The sequence below is a fragment of the Clostridiisalibacter paucivorans DSM 22131 genome, assembly GCF_000620125.1.
Classification (GTDB): Bacteria; Bacillota; Clostridia; order Tissierellales; family Clostridiisalibacteraceae; genus Clostridiisalibacter; species Clostridiisalibacter paucivorans.
Map to the genome: position 1 here is coordinate 1 of NZ_JHVL01000014.1, position 22,727 is coordinate 22,727.

The following is a 22,727-nucleotide window of genomic DNA, read 5'->3' on the forward strand; positions in this document are numbered from 1 at the left end:
ATCAGGAATGAGATATTTAAGATTTAGACATAAGAGCATGGAAAAAATCGTTGCAGAGATGAAATTATTAAGTTTTGCCATAAATATAAAAAAATTAAGTAATAAAATGAAATCTAATAAACTGGGTTTCGTGAAATATAAAGAGGCAATTTAATTATAAAAAATATAATAAATAGAATAAAACTTAAAAATATTTAAGTTTTGTTTGCTATACCTAAAATTAGGCTAAGAAAAATATATTTGAATTTATTGAAACTTAGGTACTTCAGTTGTTAACTTGAACATAATAAAAGAGGCGTTTCATAACTGATTAATCAGTTATGAAACAGCCCCTTTTTTTTATATAAGATTAAAGAAAAAATATAATAAAAAACTAATCTTCATATTTTCTTCAAAATTGTTCACTATAATGGAATCAAAGAAAAGATGTGGTTAGAAATAGATTGATTCTATTATAAAAACTATATTTTAACCACCAAAAATAGGAGGAATAAATTATGAAAAATAAATTTTTAGCAATATTAGGTGCAGCAGTAATTACAGTGGGTGCTATAGGTGGTGTAGCATTTGCAAGCAATTTTAATAATGGTAGTATCTACAATAGAGACACAAATATGATGGGTTCAAGGTTTAACGAGACAAATAGAATTTCAAATAATGATTTTGGAAAAAGACATTATAATCAACAGATTGATAGACCTTCAGAGTATATGCATAGTGACATGATTAGAATTATGAGAGACAATGATGCTGTGAGACATATGGAAACAGATAATTACAATAATATGACAGAGTATATGAATAATATGTCACAAGAGGATTATGATGAAATGATTGAAATTATGAATGACAATGATTATCAGTATATGGGCGAAATGATGGAGTCAATAGACAGAGATGAAATGACACGAATGCATAATTCAATGGGAAGGATGCATGGAAGAGGTCATGGCAGTATGATGGGTAGATGGTAAATATAATAAAGGCACAATATTTCAACTAAAATATTGTGCCTTTATTTATTTAATACTAATTTACAAATACATTTAGAGGTATAAGGTATTTAAAAGGCGAAATATTATATATAATATTTTCAAGGGGTTAAACTATGGAGAAAAATATGTATAAATACCTATTAAAACATAGCTTTTGGGGGAATTTTGACTCAGGTGTAATCTTTATTTTTCTTTCCTTTTATATATGGGAACAGACAGAAAACATGATTACTATAGCCATAGCATTTGCAATTCCCATACTAATAAATACCGTAATTGATTATTACTTTTCCTATCTAAGTGATAAAAAAGACCGTATTAAACTTATAATTCTAGGGAATATAGGTTCAGCAATTTTTTTGAGTTCATATGGACTTGTACATAATATATACATTTTATATATCTTTATATTTTTCAAATCATTGTTTACTAAATTATATTTGAGTTCATTGGAGCCCTATAAGAGAGAAACTATAAAAGAGAGTGAATATAAGGATTATATATCTAAAGAAAATATTAGAGTGAGTATAGGTGCATCAATTGGTGGTTTTGCATTAATGTGGATATATATATATACCAATAGCATTCCTTTGATATTTATCATATCTGGGCTGATAGAACTATATTCTACAATATATCTATGTAGACTTAGCAATATTAATCAACGAAAAACAAAGGATAGGGAAGAGGATATTGATCTAAAATGGCTAAAAGAAATTACACTGGTTTATACCATTGAAGCCTTTGGAATTGCTCTAATAATAAATAGAATAATAATATTTTTGCACGATGCTTATAGAGTAGAAATAGAAGGTGTAGGACTAATATTTTTTGTTGTATATGGTATATCTAATATAATTGCAGCAAAAATATATGATAAATTTACAAATATGCAGTTGAAAAATATGTTCATCATATCATTTTTCCTTCAAGGGATATTGATGTTACTATTTACAAAGATAAATAGATTGACAATAATAGTAGTACTGTGGTTCATATTTGAGTTGATATCTAATATAACAGATATATATTCAAGGGACAGGATAAATAGGAGTCTCTTTACAAATATTGGTGGAAGATTATCTAGGTTTAGAGTAAGTATAGCCATAGGAAGTATATTGGGGCAGATAATTATAAGTCAAATATGGGATAGGATAGGCGTGGATCAAAGTTTTTATTTTTCAAGTATGATATTGATATTGTTATCGATTTTTATCAAGTTTAAAATGAATGCAAGTTTATTAAAGTAAAGACAATTAGTTGCTTTTTTGATTACAGCATAAATAAATGGTGCCAGTGTAATATTACACTGGCACCATTTATAAAATGATTTATAATCATATATTGTCTTTTTTAGCTAGCTTTTTTTAAAAGTTCACCTTTATATTCAGTAACAATATTTTGTTCTTTGGCCATTAATTTAGCAACCTTTGGAGATAACCAAACCATTGGTAATAGTATAATGGAAACAGGGACTGCAGTTACAACGATAAATGATTGTAAAGCATCAACGCTTCCTTCACCAATTTTGAGCAGTATTGCAGCCACAAATCCCATGACAAGGGCCCAAAACACTCTAATGCTACTTTTAGGGTTATCATTTCCTGTAATGGCCATAGATATGGTATAGGCCATGGAATCACCAGTTGTAGCAACAAAGGAAACAGTTACAAATAGAAATGCTGTTGCCATGAATAATCCAAAGGGTAACTGTTTAGTGATGGCAATCATTGCGGCAGGCATGCCAGCACTGTTTAACGCATTGGAAATAACCCCTGGATTTTGCATTTCGAAAAATATTCCTGAACCACCTATAACTGTAAACCAAAAGTTTGTAACAATAGGGGCAATTACTGCTACTGCAATAAATAATTCCCTTAATGTTCTCCCTCTGGAAATACGACTTATAAAGATAGCCATCATAGGTCCATATCCAATAAATCATCCCCAGAAGAATACAGTCCAAGATGAAAGCCAGCTTTTATCACCACGATAAAGGCTCATCTTTAAGAAGTCTTTTGTGTAGACACCTATAGTATTTAGGAATGAATCAAATATAAATCCGCCAGGACCTAAAAATATCATAGCTATAACTAATATAAATGTAAGGATAATATTAAATCTACTTAAAATTTGAATTCCCTTATCAATACCTGATACAGCAGAGATAGCAGATACTGTTACAAGTCCAAATATAATAAATACCTGGGTTAGATAGACATTTGGAATTCCAAAGAGACTTTCAAGTCCATATGCCGCCTGTAATCCAAGAAAACCTATGGGACCTATTGTACCTGCAGCAACTGCTATAATGGAAAAAGAGTCCACAAGGGTTCCCAATATACTATTTTCCATTATTTTATCACCAAAGATAGGATAAAGCAGTGTACGAGGTTTAAGGGGCATACCTTTATTGTAATGTCCATACATTAAGACTACAGAACTTAATGTTCCTAAAATAGCCCAAGCTAGAAATCCCCAATGCATGAAAGATTGAGATAAAGCAGGCACGACTGCACTTTTAGAGGCTGAATCAACACCATCGAATACAGGTGGAGAAGATATAAAGTGGTATATAGGCTCAGCTGCAGCCCAAAACACACCACCCCCAGCAAGAAGTGTACACATAATAATTGCTATCCATCTAAAAGTACTCATTTCAGGAGAATCTAAATTTCCAAGTCGAATATTTCCCAAATTAGATATGGCCATACCAATAGCAACAAAAAAAGTAACTAACATTAATACTTGCCAAAAAGAACCAAAATATTTTACGGACAGTCCAAAACAATAATTTACAACATTACTAACAAGATCGGCATTTATTAATGAAGTCAATACAAATAGGACAAGGAGTCCACCACTTATCATTAATACAGGCCAATCAATTTCCTTTTTTAAATTCAAAAAATAACCTCCTAGATTTTCTAACACCTTAAAAGATGTTTGATTTTTATTTCAAAATTACAACACAGTTAATAACTATATCATAAAAAGCAATAAAATCAAAAAATAAAGGGATTATTTAAAAAAATATACATATAGTTACAAATCACCATATATTCATTGGAAATCATAAAAGTGATTCTATTTACTAAATACAGAGACATGTGGTAATATTATTGTTAAAGTAATGGCTAATTACCTGAATTATAATTAAACTAGAAGTTTATTACATAACAAATAGAGGTGTATATATGAATGAGAAAAAACTATTTACAGTCAAAACGTCCATGGGAAAAGAAGATTATCATAAATTTTTATATATAGCTACTTTTTTACGGAATAAAATGATAATCCCATTTATACTTGTGATTTCTGGAATAATGTCTGTCTTTCTGATTTATAGAGAAAAGGAATTCAATATGAAAAGATTTTTATTTTTTTGGGTGGCATTGGCAGTCGTAGCCATCATTGTAATAATATTCAAAGTTGAGAGAAAGAACAAACAGAGAATTAATACAGATAAAGCAGGTGTATTTAATGCACAAGAGATATTAGATTTTTATGATGACTTTTTAATTATAAAAAGTACAGCATTTGAGGGAGAGAGTAAAATTAATTATAATCAATTTTATCAGGTATTGGAGACAAAGGATTATTTTATTAATTATTTCAATATAAATCAAGCGTCATTAATAAGAAAAAAAGATATGGATAGTGGGACAATAAAGAAGTTAAAAGATTTATATAGAAAAAATATGAAAGATAAATATAGACAAACGTATTTAACAGGAAAATAGTTAGTAGCTAATAGCTAGTAGTTTATAATATAGCAATATAAGGGGAGGGTATTGAGGTGGAAATAGTTTGTATTGGAGATAGCCTTACATTTGGATATGGAGTGGAGAAAAATAATAGATGGACTGAAATTTTAAATAATAGATTGGCTTCAAATATAATAAATAGAGGAGTAAGTGGAGAGACCACTACCCAGATTATAAATAGATTTCAAAGAAATGTTTTATCTAAAAGGCCTGATAAGGTATTTATTATGGGAGGCAGTAATGACTTAATTTTTGAAAGGGCTCCTAAAAAAATGAAAGATAATATTATAAAAATGGTTCAATTAGCATCATATAATAATATAATTCCGATTATAGGAATACAGCCATTAACATATCCAGAAATGGCCAGTAAATTTTGGACAGATGGCACTGACTATGTCTGGATAAATGATCAAATCCAATTATACCGAAATTATATGTATGAATTTGCCAATAAAAAGGATATAGATATCATAGACTTTTATGGACTTTTTACTGATATAGTAAATAATGCCAATGCATCAAAATATTACATAGATGGTCTTCATCCTACTGCTAAAGGGAATCTTTTGATGGCAGAACAGGTTATAAAAAGCAGAGTGTTTGAGTAATTTTTATAATGGCAGTTAAAATATTTAGGGGTGATTATATTGAAAAGGTTAGTTTCAATTATTATAATTATGATCATGGTATTTTCATATTCAGTTACTATTTTTGCCAATTCAGGACCGGTATATTGGAAAGGGTATCCATCTTCAGATATAATGATAATTGAAGAAGAATCCCCTATTGAAATAAAAAAAGAATATCTTGTATTCGACTTTTCTAACAATGATAATGCCTATTATACTGTTAATGGAAAAGTTAGAGCAACTTATGAAATGGTTAACAATACAGATGAGGGACAGAATGTGGAGATGGCATTTCCTTTGGTTAGTAATATTAATAATATATTAAAAGAGGAAGTGACTATAAATGCTGATGGTCTTTCATTACCTTATAGCATTTATATAGGAGATGGATTGAATAATTACAATAGATTACCTATGGATGATAAGCAGGTAAAATTTGATTTTAAAAGTATCGTAGATGAAATAACAGATAAAACTTACAGTCCGAGGAATTTTACTGAAAATGAGATAGGAAAGCTATACAAAATCAAAGTAATACCCACAAGTGAGCAACGGATAAACTTTGCTATTGATTTTAGCTTTAATCATCAAAAAACTAAAATTTTTGTTGATGGTTTTAATAGTTATCAACGAAATAATAAGGAGATAAAAATTGCTGCACGATGTTATAAGCCTAAAATGTTAGAAATCTTTGTAATTGGAGAAGATATTGATTTAGATATAAATGGGTATATAGATGGAGAGTTTAAAAAGGAAACTGATTTATATAGGTACGAAATATATACGGAAAAAACAAAGTTTAAATCATATTTAGTAGAACATATAAAGGAAGATATAGAATATGGAAATGAAAAGTTTAATACACAATTGTATAATATGTATGCTAAATTATTAGATAATATGTTTGATGCAAATAAGGGGTATATCTATAAGGATGATATAATGGGACAAAGTAATTATAATCGAATTTTGACTTTAGTATATGATGTTTATTTTCCTAAAAAGAGTGAAAAAGACATAACAGTAGTATATAATACATCTGGAACTATGGATATGACAGAAACTCCAGACCCATTATATTCATTTGATTATATATTAAATCCTGCTAAAAATTGGAGAAATTTTAAAGATTTAAGTATAAAGATTATTCCACCAAAGGAGGCACCATATATAGTAAGTAGTAATATCGAATTTGATAGACATAAAGATGGTTTTTATACAGCAGAATTATCAGATCTACCAGAACAGGATTTATCATTTACTCTATATTCAAATGAAAAAGTGACATTAATGGATAGAGTCCATGGAAGATTTAAAAATACCTTTGGGTACTTTACTCCTGTAGCTATAGGTATGGTAGTATTTATAATTTTATTAGTTATTATAATTATATATAGAAGGAAAAAGAATAGTTTATAATAGATTTAAGGGAGGAAATGTATATGGTTAAGACAAATAGTGAAAAACTAGTTATGCAATCAGTTCAAGGCAAGATTCATAGCCCTGTAGCATCTAAATTATTTAGAGTTAATAGGGAAGGTATAGCAGAGATTATACCTGCAACTGGAGGGATTACATATAATTTTAAAATTGGTGACTCATGCATGGATTTAGTAGGAGATCATATAGAACCAGGAGTCAGCATCAAAAATGATAATGTTAGCGAAAATAATGCTCTTATGCTACTGTCTTGTATAGGCAATGAGGCTAGAGTTGTATCTGGTGAAGCTAAAGGAGCAAAGGGCTATGTAACAGGTATGCATGGTGGAATAGAACATGTCCTGATATATTTTGATGAAGAAGATATGGAAAAGATGGCAATAGGAGATTCTATATTGGTAAAATCCCATGGTCAAGGATTAAAAATAGAAGGTATTGAAGATGTAAAGTGTATGAATATAGACCCCAATTTATTTGACAAAATAGGCATTAAACAAAATGACGACAAAATTCTAGAGGTTCCTGTAGTGACAGAAATACCTGCATATCTTATGGGTTCAGGAGTGGGAAGTGCTACAGCGTTCTCAGGGGATTACGATATAATGACAGGTGATAAAGGTGCAAATAAAGAGTTCGGAATAGATAAACTTAGGTTTGGAGATTTAGTACTGTTGAGGGATTGTGATAATACAAATGGACGTCAGTATTTGAAGGGTGCTGTATCAATAGGAATAGTTGTCCATAGTGATTGTATAAAATCTGGTCATGGTCCTGGCATTACTGTCATTATGAGTTCCAAGGACAGATTGATAAAGGGAATAAAAACAGAAAATGCAAATATAGCACATTACTTAGATATTGTATAAAATGCTTTGCTAATATATACTAAAAAAGTTAGATTATAATCTAACTTTTTTAGTATACAAATATCTTAACTAATCGTTTAACATATTTATTAACAAATTCTATTAAACCATATTCACCGTCATGTAAACACCAGTCATAAATGATACCCCTTACAGCTATAAATAAATATTCTACAATTTCATCGGAGGACATATCCCCATGAATTTCTCCATTTTTTTGACCTTGTATAATAATATCTTTTAATACGGTCTGCATATGTCTTCCCTTTGCCTTAAATACTTTAGTGTGAACATTGAATAACTGTTTTATAAAATCAATGCCATTATCGAAATTATATTTAGCATAGGCATGAAAGAATTCAATTATCTTATCTTCAGCAGTGCTTCCTGTTAATTGATTTGACACCATATTATAAAAATAATCATCTGCAAGTTTAAAGATTTCATCAAGTATATCATTTTTTGATTCAAAATAATTATAAAAAGTCCCAACAGAGACTCCAGCTTTTTTGCAAATTTCTGATACTGTAATATTTTGAAATCCTTTTTCACTCATCAAAGCTACAGCTGTTTTATATACTCGTTGTTGAGTATTTTGTGCCTGAATCTGTCTCTTAGTTAATTTTTTCATAAAAACAGTCCTCTTTAAAAAATATATCCCATAATAAATTATACTAGATCAATATTAAAAGTCAAACACATACAGTGATAGGACAAGATATATAAATAGTTATAAGAAATTTTTAAAATAACTATAGATTTAATAGATTGACTAATTGTTAACAACTATATATAATGAATGTATTCGGTGAATACGTTCATCATTAATCTACCCATAAAAATTATACTAAAGGGTTGTAAACTATGAGGTAAATTTTGTAAAAAAGGGAGGAATGTAAAATGAAAAGTAATAGAAAAGCAAAAAGGATAATTTCTGCGGTACTATGTATTATGTTAGTTGCATTGACAGCTGCTTGTGGGTCTCAACCTGCTGAAGAGACAGCAGCCATGTTTAAAGCAGGAACTTATACTGCGACAACTGATGCACATAATGGAGAGTTAAATGTTGAGGTTACAGTTGACGAAAACACAATTAAGGAAGTAAAGGTAATTGAACATAAAGAGAGTCCTGGCATATCAGATCCAGCAATAGAAAGAATACCAAAGGCTATTGTAGATGAACAAAGTTTGGCAGTGGATACTATATCTGGTGCTACTGTGACAAGCGATGCTATTATTGTAGCAGTAACAGAGGCATTAAAGCAAGCCGATGCTGATATTGAGGCACTAAAGGTAAAAAAAGAGGATGAAAAGGGATCAAAAGAGACTAAAGAATATACAACTGATGTAGTTGTTATCGGTGGTGGAGGAGCAGGATTGGCAGCAGCAGTAACTGCCCATGAAAATGGTGCCGAGGTGTTAGTACTTGAGAAAATGCCAAGGCTTGGAGGAAATACAATCCTTTCTGGTGGGGCATACAATGCAGTAGATCCTGGAAGGCAATCAAAACAGGAGATTGAAGACTCTATAGAAAAATATTATACTCAGACATATGAGGGAGGAGATAAGGCTGGTAACCCTGAATTGATAAAAACCCTTGTAGAGGGAGCATATCCGGGTATTGAATGGCTTGAAGGGTTAGGCATGGAATTCAATGATGAAGTATTTACAGTCTTAGGTGGTCTATGGCCAAGGGCACATAAACCTTCTGCACCATTGGGAACTGGTTTTATAGATACATATTCAAATTATATTGAGGAAAACGATGGCATTGAGGTATTGCTCGATACAGAAGCAAAGGAACTTATGATGGACGATGATAGAGTCGTAGGAGTAAAGGCAAGGGGTATAGAAGGAGATGTCATTGTTAATTCAAATAAAGCTGTAGTCATTGCAGCTGGTGGATTTGGAGCCAATGTTGAAATGAGAAATCAATACAATGAAATTTGGCCTGACCTTACTAATATAAATACAACTAATCATCCAGGGGCTACAGGAGATGGATTAGTTATGGCTGAAGGTATAGGAGCAAATTTAGTTGGAATGGAAAATATTCAGTTGCTTCCAATGGGAGATCCTGAAACTGGAAGTCTCAGTGGTAATATCGAACAAGGTGTTGAGAATCGTATATTTGTTAATAAAAGTGGTAACCGTTTTGTAGATGAAGGAGCCCGTAGAGATGTAATGACACAGGCGTTAATGGAACAAGAAGATTCCTTTATGTGGGTAATAGTGGATAAACATTCTTATCCAACAGAGGATACTACAAATAACTTCAATGAAACAATTGCTGAACTTTTAGAACAAGGAAGGGCATATAAAGGAGAAACACTGGAAGAATTGGCAGAAAAAATAGATGTAGATGCCGATAATCTTGTTAAATCAGTAGAAGAATTTAATAAAGCAGTAGAAAAAGGAGAACCAGATGCCTTTGGAAGGACATTATTTGCAGATAAATTAGATGCACCTCCTTATTATGCAGGTGGTCGTGTGCCAACAGTACATCATACAATGGGTGGAATTGAAATCAATACGAAGGCACAAGTATTAGACAAAGATGGCAATATAATATCTGGACTATATGCAGCTGGTGAGGCTACAGGTGGTATTCATGGTACAAATCGTCTAGGTGGCAATGCATTAGCAGATATAACTGTATTTGGAAGAATAGCTGGTGAAAATGCTGCAAAGGAAAAATAATTAAATTATAATGAATGGATATATTGGGGTTGCAAGTGAATTAGTTCATTTGCAACCCCAATATGTTTTTAATCAAAGAGATGTATACAATACATTATTGGTAGGAGAAGTTATAAAATAGAGGTTAGTAGTTAAAAAAATTATTGATGATATTTTAAATTTTATTAAATTAGGTTTATCTACATATGATATACTGTAAAGCAAATAGTATACTTGATATTATGTGATAATAGTATATTTAAATATGAGGTGAACTATGGCAAAAATATTTATAATAGAGGATGATAAAAAAATAAGAAATCAACTAGCTATATTTTTAGGTCGATATGGCTATGAGTGTAGTTATAGTGATGATTTTAGAAATATAATAGAAATAGCATTAAATGAAGATCCAGATATTATACTTTTGGACATTAATCTTCCATATTTTGATGGATATTATATTTGTAAAGAAATTAGAAGTATATCAGATATTCCTATTATTGTGGTTACAAGTAGAGATACGGATTTAGATGAAATTATGGGAATAAATTTAGGTGCAGACGACTTTGTTACTAAGCCTTATAACTCTCAAATTCTCCTTGCAAGGATAAAATCGGTTTTAAATAGATATAGAGGTCAGAATTTTATAGAAAAGGTGGAGCACAATGGTGTTGTACTTGATATATCCAAAGGAGTGGTATTACATGAAGGCAAAGAGACAGAGCTTACAAAAAATGAATTGAGGATATTGAATTTGCTCATGAAACAGAAAGGTAGCATAGTCTCTCGTAATGAAATTATGAATGAGCTTTGGCAGAGTGATCAGTTTATTGATGATAATACGTTGACTGTAAACATTGCAAGACTTCGTGAAAAATTAAAATCTATTGGGATAGAGGACTTTATTATGACTAAAAGAGGTCAGGGGTATATTGTACTATGAGAATAATAGAATTTTTAAAAGATAAAGGTATGTTTTTTATCATAGTATTATTAATTACTATATTTGAATCAATCATACTTTGGGCATTTAATTTAAATATATATATTATAATAGTGATTGTTACAATAAATATTTTAGGCATGATTTTTTCTTTGACTTTTGAATACATTAGGAAATGGCGTTTTTATAACGATATTGATACAAGTATTAGAAGCCTTGATAAAAAATATCTTTTATCTGAAATTATAAGCAGGCCGAGTTTCATTGAGGGGCAAATATTTTATGATGCACTAAAATTTTCAAATAAATCAATGAATGATGAAATATTAAAGCATGAGATTTTATCTCAAGAGTATAAGGAATATATCGAGACTTGGGTACATGAGGTTAAAACACCCCTTGCATCAAGTAGGCTGATTATTGAAAACAATAAAAATGAGATTACACTTAATTTATTAGAAGAGATTGAAAAAATAGATGGATATATAGAACAGGCACTTTATTATTCTAAAGTAAATAATCTTGAAAGTGATTATATAATCAAGAAAACTAATTTAGAGTATATTGTCAATGAAGCAATAAAAAAACATTCAAAGACTCTTATACAGAATAATGTAAAAATATCTAAAAGAAATCTAGATATAATAGTACTTGCAGATATAAAGTGGATAAAATTTGTTTTAGGTCAAATTATAGAAAATTCAATTAAATATAGGAAAGAAAATTTAGATTTAGATTTTTCTGCAGAAGAATGGGATAATAAAGTAGTACTATATATAAAAGACAATGGAATAGGTATTAGCGATAAAGATATAGGTAAAGTATTTGATAAGGGGTTTACTGGAGAAAATGGACGAAGATTTAAGAAATCCACAGGTATAGGACTTTATCTTTGCAATAAACTTTGTGATAAGATGGGACTAGAAATAAATATTCAATCCAATATTGACATTGGGACTACAGTAAATATTACATTTCCTAAGAATAGAATGATAAATTTTGAAGAATCGTAAAAAAAAATGCGATTCTTTTTAATATGCAATAATCTATATTAGAAAACTTTCAAAAATGTAAGTTTAATGTAAGGAATAGTTATGGTAGCAAAGGAGAGTTATTTGTATAATAAAAAATGAAGTTCACATATTATAAATACTATTATAAAAGAGGAGTTTTAAAATGGCAAAAGTGTTAGAAGTGGAAAATATTGAAAAATATTATGGTAATAAAAAATACATGACCAAGGCATTAAATAAGGTAAGCTTTTCTGTTGACAATGGAGAGTTTGTTGGGATTATGGGGGCTAGTGGCAGTGGTAAGACTACTCTTTTAAACTGTGTATCTACAATAGACACTGTAACTGCTGGTCATATATATATAGATGGAAAAGATATTACTACATTAAAGAGCAAAAAACTTTCACAATTTAGGAGAGAACAATTGGGGTTTATATTTCAAGACTACAATCTTTTAGATACACTTACAGCATATGAAAATATTGCAATTGCCCTTACTATAATGAAATATCCTGCAAAAGAGATTGATAATAAGGTTATGAATATGGCAGAAAAGCTTGAAATAATGGAAGTGTTGAAAAAATATCCATATCAAATGTCAGGTGGGCAGAAACAAAGGGTGGCATCTGCTAGAGCAATGATAACTGGACCGAAACTTATACTTGCAGATGAGCCAACAGGTGCTTTAGACTCCAAATCTTCAAGGATATTGCTTGAAAGTTTTGAGAAATTAAATGATGAAGAAGGTGCTACTATTCTAATGGTGACTCATGATGCCTTTGCTGCCAGTTATTCTAAGAGGATACTTTTCTTAAAAGACGGAAAGATTTTTACTGAATTAATTAGAGGAAATGATTCGAGAAAAGAGTTTTTTAATAGAATAATTGATGTTGTAACATTATTAGGGGGCGATAACAGTGATGTTATCTAAACTTGCCATAGGAAATGTAAAAAAAAGTTTTAAAGACTATACTATATATTTTTTAACCCTTGTTTTTGCAGTATGTATATTTTATATGTTTAATTCAATAGAATCTCAAAGAGAATTAATGGAGGCTACAAAGACTAAAAATGAAGCTATGGAGTTATTAGTAGCAATACTTAGTTATATGTCTATGTTTGTATCAGTGGTATTGGGATTTTTGATAGTTTATGCAAATAATTTTTTGATTAGACGAAGGAAAAAAGAGTTGGGGATATATATGACTCTCGGTATGGAGAAAAGCTCAATATCACTGATTCTAATTCTAGAGACATTATTTATTGGCATATTTGCTTTGATTGTAGGATTAATAGCAGGCATATTTTTGTCCCAGATTATGTCCATATTCACAGCAAAAATGTTTGAAGCAGACATGACATCTTATAAATTTATATTTTCTTTGAAGGCCAGTATGAAGGCCATATTGTATTTTGGAATAATATTTTTAGTTGTAATGGTATTTAATTTTATATCAGTAAGTAAAGGTAAATTGATTGATTTATTATATGCAGAAAACAAAAACGAAACATTTAAGACAAAAAATATATTTATGTCATTGATATTGTTTGTATTATCAGTTATAAGTCTGGGCATTTCTTACTATCTCATATTGACAAATGGTATGCTTGATTTAAATAGATATTTTACATTTAGTATTGTCTTTGGTGTAATAGGAACACTATTGTTTTTCATGTCATTATCAGGATTTATATTGAAATTTGTTCAAAATAATAAAGGACTATATTTTAGGAAACTAAATATATTTATTTTAAGACAATTAAATAGTAAGATTAATACCAACTATATTTCCATGAGTGTAATATGTATAGTCTTACTTTTTAGTATAGGTACTTTATCAAGTGGTATGAGTTTAAATAATGTCCTTTCTCAAACATTAAAAAAAGGGACCCCCTTTGACAATAGCTTCTTTTTATATCGTGATACAGGAAAAAATATATATGAAGGTATAGATAAGGAATATCCCCTTGGCGATAAAGTAAAGGAATATGAACAGTATAATATATATAAGGCAGAACAAACATATGACAAAATATTGTCACCTGACTATAAAGATAGTAATTATGAGATTATGGGAAATGAAAAAATAGATGTAATTAGTATTAGTGATTATAATAATATTCTTAAAATGCAAGGGAAAGAACCAATTACACTTGATAAAGATGAATATGCAATAAGCTGTTCCAGTAAAGAAATATTAGATTTATTAAAATATACTATAGAGAATGATATTAATATATCAATCAATGGGAAAACTCTAAAATTAGGTATAAAAGATGTATTGGAAACAACATTTGATAATAATGTAATAGCTTCAAATATGGGAACAGTTATTGTAAATGACAAATTAATAGATGGACTTTATTTGGATAGCTCTGTATTGAATATTAATTACAAAGATACCGTTGACCCCGTAGAAATTGATGAAGCTATGGATAAAATCAATAAGAAATATTATGAAGAAGATAATAAACAAGAAGCACCATTTCTTTTCTATATCTCAAAATTAGCCACGTATACTCAGGCGGTGTCTACAAAGACCATAGTGACCTTTATTGCTATTTATCTTGGACTTGTATTTTTAGTAGCCTGTGTTGCAATCCTTGCACTCCAACAATTATCTGAGGCTGCAGATAATAAAAAGAGATATGATTTATTAAGAAAAATAGGTACAGAAAGGTCTATGATTAATAGTGCTTTATTTACACAAATATTTATATATTTCTTGATGCCTTTGAGTCTTGCTATTGTTCATTCAATTGTGGGATTGTCAGCAGTTAATGATGTGATTAAAATATTTGGTAAGGTAGATTTATGGCATAGTATACTTGCTACAACTGGGTTCTTTGTAGTAATATATGGAGGGTATTTCATAGCAACTTATTTTGGCTGTAAAAATATAATAATAAAAAATTAAATAAAGGGAAAATATGGTCATCCTTGTAAAGAATAAGAACAAAGTATATAATATAAATGTTAACAAATATATGGGATATTTTTCTATAAAATGAAAAAATAAAGGGCTTGTTTTTTATAAAAATTTAGTTCAGATGAAGGACAATCTCCATCTGAACTAATTATTATTTTATAGAAATAAAGAGTAAAGGTGACAGGGATGAATGATAAAAATGTTCAATTAGAGAACAAATTATTCAGAATAATTGTATTATTAGCTATAGTGGTATCTGTAATTACTATTGTGTTGAATATAGCCATTGGATTTTCTCTATATGTAAACATAAAATGGGCATTTATTATTATATTATCTAGTATTGTCATCAAGTCTATGAAATCACCATTATTAATAAAATATTTAAAGTTAATTTATTTTTTAGTTATTATATTTGTAATTATCCCATATGGTTGGATTGATTCAGGGGGGAGCAGTAATAATACCATAGCATATATATTTATAGTGATGATTTGTATAACTTTTTTCTTTCATAAAAGATTAAGAAAATTGCTTATTATTATGTTAATTTCAAGTTTTACAATTCTATTTTCATTAGAATATTATTATCCTGAGATAATGAGGGTACATAGTTCTAACCAACAATTTTATGATAGACTGGTGCAGATACCATTAACTTTGTTGGGAGGATATTTGTTATTAAAACAGTTTGCCGATGCATATAATGAGGAAAAGGAAAAACTTAATGAATATAGTGAGGAATTAAAAAAGCTGAATAAACAGCTTGAGCTAATAGCTAATACAGATGGACTTACTGGATTATATAATAGAAGAATTTTTGATTCAAGACTAAAAGAAATTATATTAGAAAAAAGATATATTTATGAAGAAATACATATAATATTATTTGATATAGATAATTTTAAAGGCATCAATGACACATATGGACATAGCACAGGAGATGAAGTTATATATAAGCTAGGAAAAATAACCCAAGCTATTATGCCACAAACCAGTATTATATCAAGGTGGGGCGGAGATGAATTTGCTATTATATTTTTTGGAAATGCAGTTGAAGTAAAGTCACATATACTGAAATTACATAAAAAGGCAAGGGAGATACAGATAGAAGGAAATAGAGTCATTACAGTAAGTATTGGTATAACCCAGATTTTAGAGAAGGACAATACAAAGGATGTATTTAAGAGGGTAGATTTAGCTCTCTATGAATCTAAAAACAGAGGGAAGGATATGTATATATTTTTGTAAAAAAATAGAGATTTAAATTAGTCATCACTTTTATCTTTATTTAACTTATTTAGATACCTGTATATACTGGGTTCTGAACAATGAAGCTGTTTTGCTACTTCACTTACGGCTCCTTTAAGCATAAATATACCCTTTTGGTTTAAAATATCAACTATTTTAAGTCTTTCTTCCTGAGTGAGTCTGTCAATAGGAATATTATTTTCATTTAAAACTTTATTCAGTACAGATGCTGTGGTTTCAACAATGGAGTCGGAAAATGTCTCTGCATCTTGCAAAAGGGAATTTATAGAACTGTGTCTACTATTTTGTTCAATTAACTTATCAGGATGACAGAGTTTTAGTATTTGGTTACTTATGTCCACATATCTTTTATCATCAAAATTGATACATAACATACCTACAAGTTCATTATTTTCATCTTTTATAAATAATGTGGAGCATCTCAGTATCCGCTGTTCTTTAGAAATGCCATTGTAGTTAAGCCTATAATCAGTATCCAGATAACTCTTATCGGACATCACATTTAAACCCAGATTTGTCATCGGAGCACCAATAGTCCTACCACTGACATGACTATTGGCAATAGCAACAATGGAATTTGTAGGGTCTTTGATATCATGTAATGCTATTTCATAATCTGGTCCCAATGTTTTTCCTAAAAATTCTACAAGTATACTATAGTGCTTTAACATCAGATCATCCATATATTTCACCTGTCCTTAATATATATTATAAAAACAAATATTATAATTGATATGTTTTATACAATAGATTAGCATAGTAACAGAAAAAAAGCAATAAATGAGTATATTTATAATAATTTTTTATTATGATGATAAATAATGTTTCAAATAACGGTATGTTAGTATTTAAGAGGTGTAAATCAACCTAAAAATAACAAAAGATGATGATGGAATAATAAAAAATTATTATAAACAATTGACTGAATATTATAACAATGATAAAATTATATTCGAGGAGGGAAGTATATGAAAAAAATTATTGATACAAAAAAGGCACCTGCTGCTATAGGACCATATTCTCAAGGTACTATAGTAGATGGACTGATATTTGTTTCGGGACAGTTACCTATTAATCCTAATACAGGAGCATTTGTAGCTGGGGGAATTAAGGAGCAAACTAATCAATCCCTTGAAAATTTAAAACAAATATTAAAATCTCAAGGATCAGGTCTAGACAAAGTACTAAAGACAACGGTTTTTCTAAGTGATATGAATAATTTTAGCGATATGAATGAGGTATATGGCAGTGTATTTGGAGATGGTAATTATCCAGCGCGATCAGCTATAGAAGTGGCAAGATTACCTAAAGATGCATTGGTAGAGATAGAAGCTATTGCAGTAAAATAGTAAATAAAGGGGGACTTGTTAGGCAAGTTGTATTTTGATTGGAGAAATATCAATAAAAGGGGAGGGGTTTTGTTGTGGTAGCAAAATATGTACCGGAACCATTTAGAATCAAAATGGTAGAGACTATAAAAATGCTCAGTCGTGAGGAAAGGGAACAGAAGATTGCCGAGGCAAAGTATAATACATTTAATCTCAAGGGGGAGGATGTATATATTGACTTATTGACAGATAGCGGAACAAATGCTATGAGTCAAGAGCAATGGGCTGGTGTTATGAGAGGCGATGAAGCATATGCAGGGGGATCAAGCTATTATAAGCTTATAGACGCAGCTCAAGATATCTTTGGCTATAAATATATACAACCAGTACACCAAGGTCGTGCAGCAGAAAAGGTCCTTTTTGGTCTATTGATGAAAGAGGGTCAGTACTCTATTTCAAACATGCATTTTGATACAACAAGGGCCCATGTAGAATTAGCAGGGGGAAGGGCTATTGATTGTGTTGTTCCTGAAGCTGGAGATCCATCTAAAAGGGTACCATTTAAAGGAAATATGGATGTAGAGAAATTAGAATCTTTGATTAAGAAATACGGTGCAGATAAGATTGCTGTTGTTATTATGACAATAACAAATAATTCTGCTGGTGGTCAGCCAGTATCTATAAAAAATATGAAAGAAACATCTAAAATCTGTAAAAAACATGGTATAAAGTTATGTATTGATGCTGCTCGTTATGCAGAAAATGTCTATTTTATCAAGCAAAGGGAAAAAGGATATGAAGATAAATCTGTCAAAGAAATCATAAAGGAAATATTTGGTTATGCAGATATGTTTACTATGAGTGCTAAGAAAGATGCCATTGTAAATATGGGAGGATTAGTTGGAATTAAAGATGATGAAAAATTGTTCCAAGATTGTAAGGGGCGCACTATTTCCTTTGAGGGTTTTGTCACCTATGGTGGTCTTTCAGGTCGTGAACTTGAAAGTTTAGCAATTGGACTTTATGAAGGAATCGATGAAAATTATTTGAGGTATCGCATTGGTCAAATGGAGTATTTAGCCAGTCGTCTTGATGAAGCTGGGATAACATATCAATCACCAGTGGGAGGGCATGGTGTATTTGTAGATGCAAAGGCTATGTTCCCCCATATTCCATATTATGAGTTTCCAGGGCAAGCCCTTGCCATTGAACTGTATAAGGAAGCAGGTATCCGTACATGTGATATAGGTTCTTATATGCTGGGGAATGATCCCGATACAGGGGAACAGCTACATGCTGATTTTGAGTTTACACGATTAGCAATACCACGAAGGGTTTATACACAGGCCCATATCGATGTCATGGCTGATGCATTGATAGCAATTAAAGATAGGGCAAGTGAAGTGAAGGGCTATAGAATTACATGGGAACCACCTATTCTTAGACATTTTCAAGCAAGTTTAAAGCCAATTAAGTAAAGAAAAATTAAATAAAGATATAAGTATAGTTAGTGGTTAGTAGTTGATGGTTGAAATTCTATGGATTTTATCATTAAATTACTTACTACTAACTTTTTTATTTTTCAATAAATTTTGTGAAACATTTTTTGTTTTACACCTTGGTTATAACTATATATTTGGCAATAATCTGAGAATATAACTTAGAGTAAAATTATTGTAGGTAAAATTACAAAAAATAAAAAAAGAGTTCCTCTAGATGTGGGAAATCTCTATTTTATAAAAACCTACAGCAACTTCACACTATCCTTTAGATTGAATTTGTTGACATACTATGATGGCAGTGCTATACTTGATTTATACTAATAAAAAACTAAATACTATGACTATTGGTTTGATGTATGTAATTACATCAATTAAAAGGGAAGTTGGTGAAAATCCAACACGGTCCCGCCACTGTTAAAGTTAATAAAGCTTCATTGCCACTGTGCTGATGCATGGGAAGGGAAGTTTTATGTTTATACTTAAGTCAGGAGACCTGCCAATAGTAGATGCGCTGTTATTTCCACGAGGATGGGAAGGTGTTATAAAAATTGAAGTAATTTTTCAATTTGACTATAATACCCTTTTGATGAAAAAGGGTTTTGTTTTTAGTGAAAATAACTAGCACATAGGCTGGTTTTTTTATTTTGTCAAATGGGAAAGGGAGGGATATATGGTGATTAAAAAATTTTATGCAAGTTTGAATATATTATATTTAAAGATGTATCAATATGAAAAATATATAAGAAAAGATTTCATAGATGATATTATTGATCAAATAAATAAAGACTTGGAGTTAATTGAGAAAAAATATGCTGAAGAAATGGATATATGTTCAATAACATTAAGTGATATTTTTTCAATGAGTGTTATCAATACTGCATTTAATCATGATTTAGGCACTGAAATCATAGAGACTCAACTGTATTGTGACTTGAACAAAGTAAATAAGTTGAGAAAAGAGATTTTTAAAGCACCTTATAAGCTTGTTAGTTAAATAATTACATAAATTTTTAATATCATTCATTAAGAATCCTTTTGATGTGTTAAGCATTAGCAGAAAGGATTCTTTATTTTTATAGAATATTTTGGTTGGTATAAATATATAGTTTTTGGTTGGAGACATTTATTAGATTAATTATTATAATAAATATGTGTAAGAAATGAGAAAGGGGATTTATATTTCAGTAAATACTATAATAGGGGGGTAAAAATGTTTGGATTTTTAGCACATGGATTTATGTTGGGATTAGCCTATGTGGCACCAATAGGAATGCAGAACCTTTATGTAATAAATACTGCAATTAGTGAAGAAAAAGTAAGGGCATATAAAGTTGCACTTATAGTAATTTTATTTGATATTTCCTTGGCATTGGCATGTTTTTTTGGTATGGGTTTATTGATGGACAGGTCTCAATTATTAAAAACAATAGTATTATTGGTTGGAAGTTTAGCAGTTATATATATTGGTATAATACTTATAAAAAGTAAACCAGAGACTAATAATGAAATCGATACAAATAAGTCTTTATTGCAGATAGCATCCACATGTTTTGCAGTTACTTGGCTCAATCCTCAAGCATTGATAGATGGCTCATTGCTTTTGGGAGGATTTAGAGCTTCTCTTCCTGTAGAGGGTTCAAGGCTTTTTATATTAGGGGTTTGTCTGGCATCATTTTTGTGGTTTAGTGGATTAACCACTATAGTTTCAATATTTAAGAATAAATTTAATGATAGAGTGATAAAGGTAATTAATATTGTATGCGGTAGTATTATTATATATTATGGCTTGAAGTTGGGTTATAGTTTTATAAGTACATTTTTTTAGATTTTGACTTATATTGAGCAAAAACTATTGTATACTAATTAAAAGATTGTTTGAGCAGTATTTCGCTTCAGAGGTGATATAATGACAAATATAAATTGGAAACCAAATAGAGATTTAGATATACCTGTTTACAGACAAATAATAGATTATATTAAAGATAAAATATCTGATGGAGAGTGGGACGTAGGATTTAAATTACCAACCCAAAGACAGTTAGCAACACTATTCGATGTAAACAGGAGCACAATTATTGAGGCATTAGATGAGTTAAAGGGAGAGGGAATAATAGAATCTAGAGGTAGTGGGGGTACTATTATTGTTAATAATACTTGGTCATTATTGACTTCTACACCACCCCCAAATTGGTATGAATATATAGAAGCAGGTATTCACAGGCCTAATTTGCCTACTATTCAGCTAATAAATAAGTTAGAGTATCACCGTGATATAATTAGATTGGGGACAGGAGAGTTATCTCCAGAACTATTTCCACGGGAAATGTTCAGTGAGGTGTTAATGAAGATATCAAAGAAAATATATTCTCTGGGGTATGAAGAGCCTAAAGGGCTATTGTATTTGAGAAAAGTATTGAGTGAGTATCTAAAGAGATATGGCATATATGTTTCCCCAGAATCTATATTAATAGTTTCTGGTTCTTTACAGGCTCTACAATTAATATCTTTGGGCATTTTGCATCCTGGTTCTAGGGTATTTATAGAAAATTTATCTTATTTAAAGTCTCTTCATGTTTTTCAGTCTGCTGGAATGAATTTAAAGGGAATTTCAATGGATAATCAAGGTGCGATACCCAATGAAGTTGTATCGAGAAATAGAAATAATATGGCACTTCTATATACAATACCCACATTTCACAATCCAACGGGAATAACTATGACAAAAAAGAGACGGGAAGAGATATTAAAAAGGTGTGAAAGTGAAAGGGTGCCTATTATAGAAGATGATGTATATAGAGAACTTTGGTTAGATAAAGAGCCTCCAAATGCTATAAAAAGTATGGACAGCAAAGGAATAGTATTATATATGGGAAGTATATCAAAGTCATTGTCGGCAGGATTGAGGATAGGGTGGTTAGTGGGACCAGAATCAGTTATAGAAAGACTGGGAGACATAAAGATGCAGACAGATTATGGATCTAGTTCTCTGGCACAATGGGCATTAGCACACTGGATTGACAGTGGGTTATATGATGAATATTTACATCAAGTAAGGAAAGAGTTGAGGATTAGAAGAAAAGTAGCACTTGAAGCCCTTGACAAATATTTTTCAGATATAGCTACTTGGCAAAAACCAAAGGGTGGATTTTATATATGGACAAAACTTAATAAAAAGGTGTCAATAAACAACTTGTTTTCTGAAGCATTAAAAGAAAATTTGTTGATAAATCCTGGAAAGATATATGGTTTTTCCAATAATCAATATTTAAGGATTTCATATTCATATGCTTCATTGAGTGATTTGGATAAAGGATTAAAGAGGCTTGCATTTTTAGTAAAGAAAGCTAGTAAATAAAA

General features: G+C 30.2%; 19 protein-coding genes, 1 pseudogene and 1 riboswitch. Of the genes and pseudogenes, 17 read left to right on the forward strand and 3 right to left on the reverse strand.

What is annotated here, in order from left to right; translation table 11 throughout:
• The first annotated feature begins 497 nt into the window (after window positions 1-497).
• The gene (locus Q326_RS16890) at window positions 498-974 is read left to right on the forward strand and encodes a hypothetical protein (protein WP_051531259.1); all 477 of its coding nucleotides are present in this window, start codon (window positions 498-500) and stop codon (window positions 972-974) included.
• Between the two features lie 134 nt (window positions 975-1,108).
• The gene (locus Q326_RS0106620) at window positions 1,109-2,245 is read left to right on the forward strand and encodes an MFS transporter (protein WP_026894661.1); all 1,137 of its coding nucleotides are present in this window, start codon (window positions 1,109-1,111) and stop codon (window positions 2,243-2,245) included.
• Window positions 2,246-2,348: 103 nt separating this feature from the next.
• On the opposite strand, the pseudogene Q326_RS18880 reads toward Q326_RS0106620, so the two are convergent.
• A pseudogene (locus Q326_RS18880) lies at window positions 2,349-3,866 on the reverse strand (BCCT family transporter).
• 326 nt (window positions 3,867-4,192) lie between these two features.
• Here Q326_RS18880 and Q326_RS0106630 point away from each other — a divergent pair.
• Genes Q326_RS0106630 through Q326_RS0106645 form a run of 4 tightly spaced genes read left to right on the forward strand, consistent with a single transcriptional unit; the run spans window position 4,193 to window position 7,700 of the window.
• Window positions 4,193-4,738 (forward strand): YcxB family protein, encoded by a 546-nt coding sequence (locus Q326_RS0106630; RefSeq protein ID WP_026894662.1) that lies wholly within the window; start codon window positions 4,193-4,195, stop codon window positions 4,736-4,738.
• A gap of 56 nt (window positions 4,739-4,794) precedes the next feature.
• Window positions 4,795-5,373 (forward strand): GDSL-type esterase/lipase family protein, encoded by a 579-nt coding sequence (locus Q326_RS0106635; RefSeq protein WP_026894663.1) that lies wholly within the window; start codon window positions 4,795-4,797, stop codon window positions 5,371-5,373.
• Window positions 5,374-5,412: 39 nt separating this feature from the next.
• Window positions 5,413-6,813 carry a hypothetical protein gene (locus Q326_RS0106640; RefSeq protein ID WP_026894664.1) on the forward strand — a complete coding sequence of 467 codons (1,401 nt, stop codon included), beginning with the start codon at window positions 5,413-5,415 and terminating at the stop codon, window positions 6,811-6,813.
• 23 nt (window positions 6,814-6,836) lie between these two features.
• Complete coding sequence (locus Q326_RS0106645) at window positions 6,837-7,700, forward strand: DUF4438 domain-containing protein (RefSeq protein ID WP_026894665.1); 864 nt, start codon at window positions 6,837-6,839, stop codon at window positions 7,698-7,700.
• 49 nt (window positions 7,701-7,749) lie between these two features.
• On the opposite strand, the gene Q326_RS0106650 is transcribed toward Q326_RS0106645, so the two are convergent.
• Complete coding sequence (locus Q326_RS0106650; RefSeq protein WP_026894666.1) at window positions 7,750-8,331, reverse strand: TetR/AcrR family transcriptional regulator; 582 nt, start codon at window positions 8,329-8,331, stop codon at window positions 7,750-7,752.
• Between the two features lie 269 nt (window positions 8,332-8,600).
• Here Q326_RS0106650 and Q326_RS0106655 point away from each other — a divergent pair, with 269 nt between their 5' ends.
• From Q326_RS0106655 to Q326_RS0106685, 6 genes are all read left to right on the forward strand, one after another.
• On the forward strand, window positions 8,601-10,400 hold the full coding sequence (locus Q326_RS0106655; RefSeq protein ID WP_026894667.1) for a flavocytochrome c: 1,800 nt from the start codon (window positions 8,601-8,603) through the stop codon (window positions 10,398-10,400).
• 256 nt (window positions 10,401-10,656) lie between these two features.
• A complete protein-coding gene (locus tag Q326_RS0106665) occupies window positions 10,657-11,325 on the forward strand; it encodes a response regulator transcription factor (protein WP_026894668.1) in 669 nt (222 codons plus the stop codon).
• On the forward strand, window positions 11,322-12,338 hold the full coding sequence (locus tag Q326_RS0106670) for a sensor histidine kinase (protein WP_026894669.1): 1,017 nt from the start codon (window positions 11,322-11,324) through the stop codon (window positions 12,336-12,338). The genes Q326_RS0106665 and Q326_RS0106670 overlap by 4 nt, the downstream gene beginning before the upstream one ends.
• Before the next feature lie 163 nt (window positions 12,339-12,501).
• A complete protein-coding gene (locus Q326_RS0106675; RefSeq protein WP_026894670.1) occupies window positions 12,502-13,269 on the forward strand; it encodes an ABC transporter ATP-binding protein in 768 nt (255 codons plus the stop codon).
• Window positions 13,259-15,256 carry an FtsX-like permease family protein gene (locus Q326_RS0106680; protein ID WP_026894671.1) on the forward strand — a complete coding sequence of 666 codons (1,998 nt, stop codon included), beginning with the start codon at window positions 13,259-13,261 and terminating at the stop codon, window positions 15,254-15,256. The genes Q326_RS0106675 and Q326_RS0106680 overlap by 11 nt, the downstream gene beginning before the upstream one ends.
• A 198-nt stretch (window positions 15,257-15,454) precedes the next feature.
• Complete coding sequence (locus tag Q326_RS0106685; protein WP_026894672.1) at window positions 15,455-16,519, forward strand: GGDEF domain-containing protein; 1,065 nt, start codon at window positions 15,455-15,457, stop codon at window positions 16,517-16,519.
• Window positions 16,520-16,536: 17 nt separating this feature from the next.
• Here Q326_RS0106685 and Q326_RS0106690 read toward each other — a convergent pair whose 3' ends face one another.
• Entirely contained in the window at window positions 16,537-17,223 is a 687-nt protein-coding gene (locus tag Q326_RS0106690) for a helix-turn-helix transcriptional regulator (RefSeq protein WP_026894673.1), read from the reverse strand.
• Window positions 17,224-17,508: 285 nt separating this feature from the next.
• Here Q326_RS0106690 and Q326_RS0106695 point away from each other — a divergent pair, with 285 nt between their 5' ends.
• From Q326_RS0106695 to Q326_RS0106720, 5 genes are all read left to right on the forward strand, one after another.
• Window positions 17,509-17,889, forward strand: coding sequence for a RidA family protein (locus Q326_RS0106695; RefSeq protein WP_026894674.1), 381 nt, complete (start codon window positions 17,509-17,511; stop codon window positions 17,887-17,889).
• Between the two features lie 74 nt (window positions 17,890-17,963).
• Entirely contained in the window at window positions 17,964-19,346 is a 1,383-nt protein-coding gene (locus tag Q326_RS0106700; protein WP_026894675.1) for a tryptophanase, read from the forward strand.
• A gap of 352 nt (window positions 19,347-19,698) precedes the next feature.
• A riboswitch (cobalamin riboswitch) is annotated at window positions 19,699-19,885 on the forward strand.
• A gap of 158 nt (window positions 19,886-20,043) precedes the next feature.
• Window positions 20,044-20,364, forward strand: coding sequence for a hypothetical protein (locus Q326_RS0106710; protein WP_156936263.1), 321 nt, complete (start codon window positions 20,044-20,046; stop codon window positions 20,362-20,364).
• A 216-nt stretch (window positions 20,365-20,580) separates the two neighbouring features.
• On the forward strand, window positions 20,581-21,195 hold the full coding sequence (locus tag Q326_RS0106715; RefSeq protein WP_026894677.1) for a LysE/ArgO family amino acid transporter: 615 nt from the start codon (window positions 20,581-20,583) through the stop codon (window positions 21,193-21,195).
• 81 nt (window positions 21,196-21,276) lie between these two features.
• Window positions 21,277-22,725 carry an aminotransferase-like domain-containing protein gene (locus tag Q326_RS0106720; RefSeq protein WP_026894678.1) on the forward strand — a complete coding sequence of 483 codons (1,449 nt, stop codon included), beginning with the start codon at window positions 21,277-21,279 and terminating at the stop codon, window positions 22,723-22,725.
• The last annotated feature ends 2 nt before the right edge of the window (window positions 22,726-22,727 follow it).